Origin of the sequence: Homoserinimonas sp. OAct 916 (assembly GCF_003260275.1) — a bacterium.
In the GTDB taxonomy this organism is placed as follows: Bacteria; Actinomycetota; Actinomycetes; order Actinomycetales; family Microbacteriaceae; genus OACT-916.
The window spans coordinates 257985-269351 of the sequence record NZ_QJHB01000005.1 but is presented as its reverse complement, the minus strand read 5'-3'; the positions used below and the strand labels follow the sequence as shown (position 1 = coordinate 269351).

Genomic DNA, 11367 nt, shown 5'->3' with positions numbered 1-11367 from the left:
TGCAACTAAGCCCTCAATTGTGGAGAACAAGTAGGCTTAGTGTCAAGGTTGCCCGAAGCGCGATTCGGCAGGACCCCCACCGCTGAACGACTATGAGGTGACTGATGAATTCAAGTTCTGCGCGCTCCGACGGGGCGCGATCACGGGCTGCATAGTAGGTACTCGGAGCCACCTGCACCAACCTGCAGATGGGCTCGACTCCGAGCGGACGCCCCTCGACGACATCGTGCTTGTTCGCGTCGATGAACGCGGTTACTTCCAGTGTTGGCGGTCGAGCTCCGCCCCGAAGAAAGACGCCGCTCGCTTGAGTATCTCGTTGGCTCGTCGCAGCTCGTGGACTTCTTGCTCGAGTTCCCGCACCCGGCGGGCCTCAGCTGTGCTGACCCCGACGACGTGACCGTCGTCGACATCAGCCTGCTTCACCCACATCCGCACCGACTCGACGCCGTACCCGAGCTGCGTGGCGACTCGATGCACCGTCCCATGGTCGGTCCCGAGCTCCGCCCGCAGCGTCCGCACCATCCGAACCGCGGCAGCCTTCTCCTCCGGCGAATACCGACGTCCCGTCGGCTTCCCAAATTCCTGCTTCGACACCATCGCTCCATCCTCGTTTCCAAGATTAGGAGCCTCCAACAAAACCGGGGCACTTCACTGCTGGGGCTCTTGCCTAGTCAGCGCAAGCGTCACGCCGCGCGACGCTGAGCCTTTGAGTGGGCCCCGCTGGTTTCCCATACATTCAAGGATCCCTCGGCAGGTGCCCAGCTCCTGCCCCCGCTGTCTAACCTAGCTAGACTTGATTGCAGTTCAGTGTCAGTATGAAATAGCCAGACTGTAACTTCATCGGACGACTGCCAAGGACGAGAGATGACTGATTTCACCGACCATGGACCAAACCCTTACATTGTGAACATTGAGGATGCAACGGTTGCGAACGATAAGTTTCGTAGCACGTTGTGGACTGGTAAGAAACTCCAGCTCACTGTCATGTCGATTCCTGTTGGAGGTGACATTGGGCTTGAAGTTCACTCCGATACTGATCAGTTCCTTCGTCTTGAGCAGGGCCGCGGACGCGTGCAGATGGGCCCGTCCAAAGACAACCTGACGTTCGACGAAGAGGTTTCAGACGACTGGGTGATTCTCGTGCCGAAGGGTTCGTGGCACAACATCACCAACATCGGTGACGAGTCGATGAAGGTGTACAGCATTTACGCGCCACCGCAACACGCACACGGCACCGTGCACGATACGCAGGCTGACCAAGACCATTAAGCCTTGGAAGATGAGGCCCGGCAGATAATGCCGGGCCTTTTCCCTGTGCGTAGTCTCGATACGGGATCCTCTGCGGGCAGAGCGGAGTGGCCATGTGTGCTTCGGTTCGACGTACTTCGCCTTCCGCTCTTGGTGGTGGTGCACTCGTAAGTGCCTCAACTGACCTGAACCGAAAAGGCCAAATACCTCAACTAGGTTGACTCAAAACGTCCTAATGCCTCAAGTTAGAACACACGAGACAGTAGGCACCCACACCATCGTTCAGCTGGTCATTCGGCTTCTGGTATGGGTCTGCTGCACGGATAGGTGACATCTGAGTTGGCTTGCTCGAGAAGGCGGGCTGGAAGGATGTCATTATGGCAAAGCCCTATCCCCGAGAGTTCCGTGACGATGTCGTGCGCGTCGCCCGGAACCGTGAACCCGGTGTGACGATCGAGCAGATCGCGAAAGACTTCGGTGTTCATCCGATGACGTTGCAGAAGTGGTTGCAACGCGCCGCGGTGGACGAAGGAAGCAAACCTGGCCAATCCCGCACCGAGTCGGCCGAGCTCCGCGAAGCACGCAAGCGGATCCGGTTGCTCGAGCAGGAGAACGAGGTGCTGCGGCGGGCGGCAGCGTATTTGTCGCAGGCGAACCTCCCGGGAAAAGGTTCTACCCGCTCGTGACTGAGCTCGCCGCGGACAGGATCCCTGTCACGGTGACGTGCCGGGTCCGGGGTCTTGCTCGCCAGCCCTACTACCGGTGGCTGGCTGCCCCCATCAGGCCCAGCGAGGTGGCCTGGGCGTATCGTGCCAACGCGCTGCTCGACGCGCACCCGGACGACCCGGAGTTTGGGCACCGGCTCCTGGCCGACGAGGCCCGCGACGCCGGCGAGGCGATGGCGGATCGGACCGCGTGGCGGATCGCGTCAGAGAATGGCTGGTGGAGCGCGTTCGGGAAGAAGCGGGACCGAAACGGCACGAAGCCCGGCCCCGCGGTCCATGATGATCTCTGCACCATTACCGACGAAAATGGGAGGATCCGGCACGAGTTCACCGCGCCCGGCGCAAACCTGCTGTGGCTGACCGACATTCCCCCGCCGGGAGCCTCCGGCGGGAGGTGCCCCCACCGAGCACAAGACCGCCGAGGGCAAGCTCTACCTCTGCGCGATCAAGGACGTGTTCTCGAACCGGATCGTCGGCTACTCGATCGACTCCCGCATGAAGTCGAGACTGGCCGTGAACGCGCTGGAGAACGCCGTAACGATGCGCGGTGGCGTCGCCGGCTGCGTTGTTCACAGCGATCGAGGATCTCAATTTCGAAGCCGGAAGTTCCTGCGCGCTCTTGCCGGTCATCGCATGGTCGGATCAATGGGTAGAGTCGCCTCGTGCGGGGACAATGCCGCGATGGAATCGGTCTTCAGCCTGCTGCAGAAGAACGTCCTGGATCGCCGTTCCTGGACCACCCGGCAACAACTGCGCATCGCGATCGCGACCTGGATCGAGCGGACCTACCACCACCGCCGACGCCAGCCGCGCCTTGGCCGTTTGACCCCGGTCGAGTTCGAGGCCATTATGAACATGCCAGCCGCACTGGCTGCGTGACTACAAACTGTCACCTATCCGTGCAGCAGACCCACGCGTCATGGCGAACGAATGTTTCTCGATAGCAGACTAGACATCGTCCCCCCGCATATAGCCATACGGCGCGGCAAAATTGCGTGACTAGGAACAGTTCGGTTGTACTTGCATCCGAGCCCTCGACAAAGCTGCGCTTGGCGCGGTGGGCACGCGTTGCGGCGGCACACCAGTGATGACGTTCGCGAACGGTTCAAGACCTAACTTCGCTGCGGCCGCCACGAGAACCTTTTGCGACCAGAGTTTCTTCGAGCCGGGCGTAGCTCGTCTCCATCCCCTCGGTCATTCCTGTGGCCAGGACGGCATCTCGCTGTTCGATGTCTGCGTAAGTGATGATGAGGGAAAGTAGCGTGCCGTCCTCGACGGGGGTGAGCGTGAGTTCGTTGAGCGTCGCAGGGAAGTCCATTCCGATCATCGCTTCTGTGGTGACAGACCGGTGAGGTTTTTCCGATTCGAGGAGTTCGCCCGTGAAGCCGAAACGACCGCCACCACCCTCCTTCTCCCACTCGTATCGATAACTGTCGCCGACGTGTGCGGCGGTCTGGCACACGGGCATCGTCCAGCCATCCGGCCCCAGCAACCACTTCCTTAGCAGGTCGGCGTCATTATGAGCGTTCCACACCTGGTCGATGGTGCCGCGGATGACGCGAGCCACCCGCACTTGGGTGTCACTGAGCAGCTGTGCCTCCACCGCTCGATCTGATGCAAAAGAGGCGAGGTCGGCGAGCACGGTGTCGATTTGGGCCATGGCCTCGCGCGTGCCTTCGTCCATTCCCATCTCGACAAGTTGTTGGAGCTGGTCCAGTGAGTCGAAGTATGAGGTCATGACGAGCCGAGAACCGTTCTCGGTCTCCTCGAAGGCGAAAGTCATCCTGATGGTGGGAAGCTCACTATTGGGTTCGCCCTTCTCATTCGCGAAGGAGTCAGCCACCTCAAACGCCTCGGGGGCGTTGACGGAAGTCCACTCCCAGCATCCATAGTGGACGTCGCCTTCTGGCCCCGTCATGAGGTAGATACTGCGGCCGCCGGTGGCGGCGTCATGCCGCAGAAAAGTCGCCGGATAGGTGGGCGGCCCCCAGAAACGCTCTATCTGCCGTGGGTCAACATACGCATTCCAAAGTCGACCCAGCGGCGCGTTGAAATCGGCGACAACGGTCAGGGTGAGGTGGTCGAGGTCCTTGTCGACGGAGGTGACAGGCATAGCGGGCCTTTCTAGTGGGAGGTGGTTTCATCTTCAGCAAGCAATGCATCAAGACGATCGGTTCGTGAGCGCCAGATCTGCTCAAAGTGGTCGAGATAGCGCTGTGCGCGCCGGATACGTTCGAGATCTGCCCGAACTATCCGCTCGCGTCCCCGCTGCTCTTTGGACACCAGCCCCGCCTCCTCCAGCAGAGCGACATGCTTCTGAACTGCCGCGAATGACATGTCATAGGCGTCGGCGAGTTCTGACACGGAGAGGGTGAACACGAGTGATCGCCGCACGATATCGCGCCGCGTCGCGTCTGCGAGTGCGCGGAAGATGCGGTTCACCTCATCGTCTGTCAACTCATCTACAACCATTTGGTTGTACTTTATACTGACTAGATCCAGCGCGCAAGGATAGATATCTCAAGTCTTCTCCTGCGCTCCTACTAGTCAGTGGTACTATCTACTAGTACTCAGTAGCGCTGACTAGTGCGGGGAGGGAATCCATGGGCAAGCAGATGACCGAGATGCTCAAGGGCACGCTCGAAGGCATGGTGCTCGCCATCCTCGCCGTGCAACCCGCACACGGCTACGAGATCACCGCGCAGCTGCGCGACCAGGGGTTCACCGACCTCGTCGAGGGAACCGTGTATGCGCTGCTCATCCGGATTGAACAGCGCGGCTACGTGGACGTGACCAAGGAGCCCTCCGAAAAAGGCCCGCCGCGCAAGGTGTACACGCTGAACGCCCAGGGCCGCGAGTACCTCGAAGAATTCTGGAACACGTGGAGCTTCCTTGCAGAACGACTGGAACAGCTCCGACAGGAAGGAAAGTGATGATGTGGATCGAAAAAATCGTCGGTGATCTCGGCGACAAAAAAAGCTATCTGGAATACAAGTCGCGTGTGAAGCGACTTCCCCCCGGCTACCGCGAGGCGGCCAAGGCACTCGAGCGCTACCTCATGTACATGGGCCCGAGTGACGACGGTAAGGCTCTCATCTTGATGCTCAACGATCTGGCGGACCTGCTCGAACAGAGCGTCGCCGACGCGACGCCGATTCGCGCACTCGTGGGGGATGACCCGTCCGAGTTCGCGGAGGCATTTCTCGACAACTACGCCGGCGGCAGCTGGATCCGCAAGGAGCGAGCCCGACTGGCGGACTCCATCGACCACGCGATAGAGGAGCAGGGCCAATGACGAGCGCTGCACCCGATACTCCAGCCATCCGGGTGCACGGCATCAAAAAGGCATTCAAGGACGTGCACGTGCTCCGCGGCGTGGACTTCGAGGTGACGCGCGGCAGCATCTTCGCGCTGCTCGGATCCAACGGAGCGGGCAAGACGACGCTCATCCGAATCCTGTCCACGTTGCTGGCCTTGGATGCCGGCACCGTCACCGTGAACGGATTCGATGTTGCTATGGACGCCGACAAGGTGCGCGAGTCGATCAGCCTGACCGGCCAGTTCGCGGCCGTCGACGACGTGCTCACCGGTCGAGAGAACCTGGTTTTGGTCGCCAAGCTTCGCCACCTGAGTGCCCCGAGCACCATCGCGGAGGACCTCTTGGCACGCTTCGCACTCACTGAGGCCGGAAACCGCGCGGCGTCGACGTACTCGGGCGGAATGCGCCGCCGACTCGACATCGCGATGAGCCTGATCGGCGATCCCCCGATCATCTTCCTCGACGAGCCGACGACGGGCCTTGACCCGCAGGCGCGGATCGAGGTGTGGCCGGTCGTGCGAAAGCTCGCCGATCAGGGCACGACAGTGCTCCTGACAACCCAACACCTCGACGAGGCCGAGCATCTCGCCGACCGCATCGCCATCCTGCACGAGGGCGTGATCGTCCAGAACGGCACCCTCGCCGAGCTCAAGAAGCTCCTCCCCGCGGTAGAAGTCGAATACGTCGAGAAGCAGCCATCGCTCGAAGACGTTTTCCTTGCCCTCGTCGGTGACAGCCGCGGCGAGACAATCCAGCGAAAGGCCAGCTGATGACCACCTCCGCGCTCGGCGACACCGGAGTTCTCACCGGTCGTTCGCTGCGCCACATACTTCGCAGCCCAGACACGATCATCACGACGGTGATCACTCCCGTCGCACTCATGCTTCTGTTCGTGTACGTGCTCGGCGGCGCGATCACCACCGGTTCCGACGAGTCGTACATCAACTACATGCTCCCCGGGATCCTGCTCATCACGATCGCCTCCGGAATCGCCTATACGGCGTATCGCCTGTTTCTCGACCTTCAGAGCGGAATCTTCGAGCGCTTCCAGTCCATGCCGATCGCGAGGTCGAGTGTGCTGTGGGCGCATGTCCTGACGTCGCTTGCTGCCAACATCCTGTCGATCACGGTCGTGGTCGGTGTCGCACTCCTGATGGGGTTTCGGACCGGAGCATCCGTGACCGCATGGCTCGCGGTGGCGGGGATACTGATCCTGTTCACTCTCGCACTGACCTGGCTTGCCGTGATCGCAGGCCTCTCAGCGAAATCCGTCGACGGCGCGAGCGCGTTCAGCTATCCGCTCATCTTCCTGCCGTTCATCAGCTCGGCGTTCGTGCCAACCACGTCGATGCCCGGGCCGGTCGCCTGGTTCGCGGAGAACCAACCCGTGACATCGATCGTCAACAGCATCCGTGCACTGTTCGCCGAGCAGCCGCTGGGAGGTGACATCTGGATCTCGCTCGCCTGGCTCGTCGGGATTCTTGTTGTCGCGTACACCGTAGCGACTGTTGTCTACCGCCGCCGATTCAGGTGAGTGTGAACTTTCTCAGCAGTCAGTGATCCGTGGATTTCGATTGCGATCCACAAGGCAGTTTCTGGGCTCGCGTGCCCGATTCTCACCGTGAATGTTCTTGTCTGTGGCCCACTAACGCTGTAGAAAGTAGTCACTGTTTCGAAAGAAGGCGCCCATGGGCACGCTGATCTCCGCAGGTAACATTTCACTCGACGGCTATCTCGAGGATGAGGACGGCTCCTTCGACCGGTCCGAGCCGAATGAAGAAGTGCACGCGTTCTGGAATGAGCACGAGCTGCTGGATCATCGCAGGTTCGGTAATGGTGTGATCTCCCTGCGGCACGCGATGCGAGACCAAGCGGCTAAAGTGCGAGTTCGAATCGGAGGGATACACAATGAGCGAGCCGAAACCCTTTGCAGTTCATGAGTCCGGATCGCTCTTGCACGGTACGAAAGCAGACCTTGCGGTGGGCGAACTGATAGTCCCCGGTCGTGCCTCAAACTTTGAGTCGGGACGGATCTCGAATCACGTTTACGTGACGAAGACTCTCGACGCCGCAACCTGGGGAGCCGAGTTGGCGGGGGGAGAGGGTCGGGGGCGCATCTACTTTGTGGAACCAATGGGCGCCCTTGAGGATGATCCCAATGTGACCGATAAGAAGTTCCCTGGGAATCCAACCATGTCATTTCGAACGCGAGAGCCAGTGAAGGTCGTCGGTGAACTTGTAGATTGGGTTGGCCATCCACCGGAAACAGTGAAGGCAATGCGAGATGGTCTCGCAGAGTTGCAACGTCGCGGGCTTGCTATCATCTACGACTGAGTGGCCCATTTCGCATGGTCGATGCGGGTCGGTATAGTCAGCGCTTCTTGCCGCCCACTCCCGGTACGGACGTAGTCTGTCTCATCCAGACCGCGACTTGAGCTTCGTCGAGCTCGCCCACGGACTCGAGTTCCACACCCCGCGTCGCCTTGCCCATCCCCACCGGCGTCACCGGCGGTACCGGATCGAGCGTCACGCCGTTCACGAACATGACCTTCATGTGGCCAACGAAGGCTCCACTACGAGCGCTCCACTACTGAAGCACCATCCGTCGCCGACTCCGTGATACGCCATTCCCCACTTCACCGAGCGACGTCTCGCCATTTAACCCTTGACTAATATAAGTCACGATGCAATTATTGGTGCATGCACGCACTCGATGTTCTCGGTGATCCGGTCCGCCGGCGCATCCTCGAGCTGCTTGCTGACGGCGAGGAGTCCGCGGGAGACCTCGGCAGCGTCATTCAGAGCGAATTCGGGATCTCCCAGCCCGCGGTCTCGCAGCATCTGAGGGTGCTCCGCGAGTCCGGATTCGCCACGGTGCGCTCCCAAGGCACCCGGCGGCTCTACGCGGTCGACCCGACTCCGCTTGCGGAGGCGAACGCGTGGTTCGACGCATTCCGCGGTTTCTGGCAGCCGAAGCTCGATGCGCTGGGTACCGAACTTGCGCGCGAGCGCCTCGCGCAGAGGAGAGCGGGTCCACCGAGATCCAGTGTCGCTGCCCACGACGACGACGACGAGACCATTTGTAATAAACCCTGACGAACGAACCCTCGCTCGAACAAACCCCAGAAAGAAGGAGACCGACATGGTGAACGTAAATGCCCAGATCGACGCCGTCGAACGCGGGCTCGAGACCAGAGATGTGGACGGCGTGCGCTCATACGTGCAGACACTCAGTCAGACCTACCCCTCCCCGATCGAGGATGTGTGGGATGCAGTGACCTCGGCCGATCGCATCCCTCGTTGGTTCTTGCCGATCACCGGAGATTTGCGCGTGGGCGGCACGTATCAATTTGAGGGGAACGCCGGCGGCGAGATCCGCCACTGCGTTCCGCCGAGTGGAGGCTCCGCCGAATACTCGGTTACCTGGGGCATGGGCCAGGGTGAGCCCGCGATCGTGCACATTCGGCTGACGGCGGTGGATGCGACATCCACCCGCTTCGAGCTCGAAAATGTTGCGGCGGTCGACAGCATTCCGGAGGGCTTCTGGGAGCAGTTCGGACCATCCGCAACGGGAATGGGCTGGGATTCCGGACTGCTCGGCCTCGCGCAGTACTACGCCGGCGGTCAGGACGGGATCACGCCGGAGATGGCCGAGGCGTGGGTCGCAAGTCCAGAGGGCAAGGCCTTCATGCGCGCCTCGGCGGATGCCTGGGCCGACGTGCACGAGCGTTCGGGAGCCGACCCCGCGGTCGCGAAGGCCGCGGCGAACACCACCTACGGCATGTACACCGGCGAGATCGCTCCGCCCCCGATGTAGCGTGCGGCAGCCCGGCGCACCGTTGAGGAGCAGCGGCACACTCACGATCTAGTCCAGTTCCGAATCAAGTCGGGTCGATGGAGCTCTCCCGTGGGTACTGGCGCGGTCGTAGCTGGCTCTTTCTTTGATGGAAAAGATCGCGAGTCAGGAATCTTGCAAGAGAGAATAGTCGCAGACGAGAAGGAGACCAGTATCGGGCAAACTATGCAATGCATGAAGTGATTTGGATCGCTTTGCGCACCGCTGCGCCCCGGAAACTCAAGGATCATACGGTGGCGCCTGGATGAGCGCGTGGGGATCGTCGGGCGCACTCTCCACTCGGTTCAGGTAGGGAGTCTCGACAACTTTACGATCAGCAAAACTTTGGAATAGCTACGCAAAGTCTTTGCACCCACTGCCAACTGGTGTGCACTTTTGTGACATTCTCGGCGATCTTGCCCGCCTTGGCCACATCATCAAGCCATGTGGGAAATCGCACGTTCCCCGCTTCTGATTCCGCGGCCCTCCATGAGGAAGCGCACGAGCCACCCCCAGCCGCGATGCTGAATAGGTCGAGTACCTGGTTCTCGGACTCGACAGATTGGGTTAAAGGCACTCCATTCCGTACCAACTCCCAATATGCCATTGTGCAGTCGAATACGGCTTTTCTGCTCTTGGAACCGTTGGTGAGCGCCTGCCGTTTCAGCGCCATCGAGTACTTCTCGAATGTCGCGAGGTACACCTCGTGAGCCAGCCACGTCTTGGTTAGTTCACGGTCAATATGCCACGCCACGTTTTCCGCTTGACTTGGCATCCGCAGCATCTCAGTCGGGACGATGATGGAGGAAGAGAGGGATAGGCTGGACCCAACGAATTCCCGGAAGGATGCCGCATCTTCGCCGCTCGATAGGATCGGGAGTCCTCCACCGGAAACATTGATGAAGTACCAGACGGCTTCAGAATTATTGACAATGACGGTTTCGCTCCCGTCAGTGCACGCCGGAGTTGCGTTCAGGTAAGACTGCTCCTCGGGGTCATCGGATGTTGTCAGCACTCGACTCGGCCAGTCCGCCGTGCACCCGTCGTCGGGCGGGGGCCGAGCAGGATCATCCGGAGGTGGCCCGCTCGAGTCGCCTGAGGTGCAACCTGCGAGAATGCACGAGACGAAGAGAGCAACGATGGCGATGCCAGCCAGCTTGCGTGTCGGTAGAACCAATCGAATTCTCGTCATTGCGCTGCTTCGGTTGCGGGAGAGGGGATCTCTAGCACTGAAGTTACGCCCATGGCGAGTAGGAATGCAATAGTCACATTTCTGTCATCCGAGTGCAGTGCCTTCGGTGAGGAGGTGGTGATCGGCACCATGGGTTACACCCAGGCTCGCTGCCGCTCATGCCGCAACACGGTGTCGATGAGCCAAAAGGACGCCAATGGTGGTTTCCGAAGTGATGCCCAAAGTGCGGTGCTTACACCCGGGCGAACTTATCGCGTTAGGACGCGCTGCCGAGGTTTGCGATGCGACGATTCCGCGCTGCGATGGATGCGATGGTCCGATCTCGGTACCCGGTATATGTCTCGAGATCAGTGGGCAGCGATGACGCGTCGAAGCCTTCGAACGGCAAAAGGAAGTTGACCTGGAAGCGATCTGTAACGAGATCCTGTGGTGCAGAGCGGGTTGTCCCCGCTCACCTGCCGCGGGCGCTCTTATTCGGCCAGCCGCCCGAGAACCTCCGGACAGGAACCTCAAGCTGCGGACCACCTACACGGGCTCGGTGAAGTGCGCGGCGACGCTCGACGCGGACGTGATCGTCGAGTTCACCGAGCGGTCGACGACCTCCGTCGAGATCTCCGCGGTGTTCAACCCGATGCCCCCACCGGCCGGGATCGGCGCCGAGTGAGTGCCGGTCGGCGCGGTGCGCGGGCCCGGCGAGCTGCCCGCGATCCGGCGCGACGGCGGGCTGCCGCTTCCGATCCCCTTCCCACCACGACCGCCGTTGAGCGGCATCCGCTTCGCCTTCCGTGAAGAGGTCGGACCCACCTTCTACGACATTTACATCCCGCTCGCGGCGACGATGTCGGCGACGGTGACGCTCACGTCGCCGGAGGGTCCGCACACGTCGGTGCGCGCGACCGGATAGTCGGTGGCGGCGGTAGAAGCCGTCCGAGGGGCGCGAGAATCTGCCCGGTAGGCGATCGCATACAATTGTCGCGTCTTGATGCGGGTACTTAGAGCGCTGCAGGCGATTCGATACTGGACTCCGAGGAATCGTCCGCAACAAAAT

General features: G+C 60.9%; 15 protein-coding genes, 2 pseudogenes and 1 other annotated feature. Of the genes and pseudogenes, 11 read left to right on the top strand and 6 right to left on the bottom strand.

What is annotated here, in order from left to right; genetic code table 11:
- Positions 1 to 118: 118 nt before the first annotated feature.
- Positions 119 to 597 (bottom strand): annotated as a pseudogene (locus DL891_RS07935) (transposase); the annotation flags it as partial.
- Positions 164 to 298, bottom strand: a sequence feature (AL1L pseudoknot). (Overlaps the previous pseudogene by 135 nt.)
- Before the next feature lie 267 nt (positions 598 to 864).
- On the opposite strand from DL891_RS07935, the gene DL891_RS07930 reads away from it, so the two are divergent.
- Together DL891_RS07930 and DL891_RS07925 are read left to right on the top strand one after the other, a co-directional pair.
- Positions 865 to 1269 carry a cupin domain-containing protein gene (locus DL891_RS07930; protein ID WP_111719877.1) on the top strand — a complete coding sequence of 135 codons (405 nt, stop codon included), beginning with the start codon at positions 865 to 867 and terminating at the stop codon, positions 1267 to 1269.
- Between the two features lie 356 nt (positions 1270 to 1625).
- A pseudogene (locus tag DL891_RS07925) lies at positions 1626 to 2852 on the top strand (IS3 family transposase).
- A 226-nt stretch (positions 2853 to 3078) separates the two neighbouring features.
- Here the strand turns inward: DL891_RS07925 and DL891_RS07920 are convergent.
- Together DL891_RS07920 and DL891_RS07915 are read right to left on the bottom strand one after the other, a co-directional pair.
- The gene (locus DL891_RS07920; protein ID WP_111719876.1) at positions 3079 to 4086 is read right to left on the bottom strand and encodes an SRPBCC family protein; all 1008 of its coding nucleotides are present in this window, start codon (positions 4084 to 4086) and stop codon (positions 3079 to 3081) included.
- A gap of 11 nt (positions 4087 to 4097) precedes the next feature.
- Positions 4098 to 4445: a helix-turn-helix transcriptional regulator gene (locus tag DL891_RS07915; protein ID WP_111719875.1), complete on the bottom strand. Its 348-nt coding sequence runs from the start codon at positions 4443 to 4445 to the stop codon at positions 4098 to 4100.
- Between the two features lie 131 nt (positions 4446 to 4576).
- On the opposite strand from DL891_RS07915, the gene DL891_RS07910 reads away from it, so the two are divergent.
- From DL891_RS07910 to arr, 6 genes are all read left to right on the top strand, one after another.
- On the top strand, positions 4577 to 4906 hold the full coding sequence (locus tag DL891_RS07910) for a PadR family transcriptional regulator (RefSeq protein ID WP_111719874.1): 330 nt from the start codon (positions 4577 to 4579) through the stop codon (positions 4904 to 4906).
- A gap of 2 nt (positions 4907 to 4908) precedes the next feature.
- The gene (locus DL891_RS07905; RefSeq protein ID WP_111719873.1) at positions 4909 to 5268 is read left to right on the top strand and encodes a DUF1048 domain-containing protein; all 360 of its coding nucleotides are present in this window, start codon (positions 4909 to 4911) and stop codon (positions 5266 to 5268) included.
- Positions 5265 to 6062: an ABC transporter ATP-binding protein gene (locus tag DL891_RS07900; protein WP_111719872.1), complete on the top strand. Its 798-nt coding sequence runs from the start codon at positions 5265 to 5267 to the stop codon at positions 6060 to 6062. Before DL891_RS07905 ends, DL891_RS07900 begins: the two co-directional genes overlap by 4 nt.
- The gene (locus DL891_RS07895; RefSeq protein WP_111719871.1) at positions 6062 to 6826 is read left to right on the top strand and encodes an ABC transporter permease; all 765 of its coding nucleotides are present in this window, start codon (positions 6062 to 6064) and stop codon (positions 6824 to 6826) included. Before DL891_RS07900 ends, DL891_RS07895 begins: the two co-directional genes overlap by 1 nt.
- 154 nt (positions 6827 to 6980) lie before the next feature.
- Entirely contained in the window at positions 6981 to 7232 is a 252-nt protein-coding gene (locus tag DL891_RS17320) for a hypothetical protein (RefSeq protein WP_198668813.1), read from the top strand.
- Positions 7201 to 7626, top strand: a complete 426-nt coding sequence (gene arr / locus DL891_RS07885; protein WP_111719870.1) for an NAD(+)--rifampin ADP-ribosyltransferase — start codon at positions 7201 to 7203, stop codon at positions 7624 to 7626. The genes DL891_RS17320 and arr overlap by 32 nt, the downstream gene beginning before the upstream one ends.
- A gap of 37 nt (positions 7627 to 7663) precedes the next feature.
- On the opposite strand, the gene DL891_RS07880 is transcribed toward arr, so the two are convergent.
- Positions 7664 to 7846 carry a DUF1801 domain-containing protein gene (locus DL891_RS07880; protein WP_232819062.1) on the bottom strand — a complete coding sequence of 61 codons (183 nt, stop codon included), beginning with the start codon at positions 7844 to 7846 and terminating at the stop codon, positions 7664 to 7666.
- 146 nt (positions 7847 to 7992) lie between these two features.
- Here DL891_RS07880 and DL891_RS07875 point away from each other — a divergent pair, with 146 nt between their 5' ends.
- Positions 7993 to 8388, top strand: coding sequence for a helix-turn-helix transcriptional regulator (locus DL891_RS07875; RefSeq protein ID WP_111719869.1), 396 nt, complete (start codon positions 7993 to 7995; stop codon positions 8386 to 8388).
- A gap of 46 nt (positions 8389 to 8434) precedes the next feature.
- On the top strand, positions 8435 to 9109 hold the full coding sequence (locus tag DL891_RS07870) for an SRPBCC domain-containing protein (RefSeq protein ID WP_111719868.1): 675 nt from the start codon (positions 8435 to 8437) through the stop codon (positions 9107 to 9109).
- 352 nt (positions 9110 to 9461) lie between these two features.
- Here DL891_RS07870 and DL891_RS07865 read toward each other — a convergent pair whose 3' ends face one another.
- Complete coding sequence (locus tag DL891_RS07865; protein ID WP_111719867.1) at positions 9462 to 10142, bottom strand: hypothetical protein; 681 nt, start codon at positions 10140 to 10142, stop codon at positions 9462 to 9464.
- 702 nt (positions 10143 to 10844) lie between these two features.
- The gene (locus DL891_RS17085; RefSeq protein WP_157962442.1) at positions 10845 to 11090 is read right to left on the bottom strand and encodes a hypothetical protein; all 246 of its coding nucleotides are present in this window, start codon (positions 11088 to 11090) and stop codon (positions 10845 to 10847) included.
- Between DL891_RS17085 and DL891_RS17080 the strand changes: the two genes are divergently transcribed.
- Positions 11080 to 11223, top strand: a complete 144-nt coding sequence (locus DL891_RS17080; RefSeq protein WP_157962441.1) for a hypothetical protein — start codon at positions 11080 to 11082, stop codon at positions 11221 to 11223. The genes DL891_RS17085 and DL891_RS17080 overlap by 11 nt on opposite strands.
- Positions 11224 to 11367 lie beyond the last annotated feature (144 nt).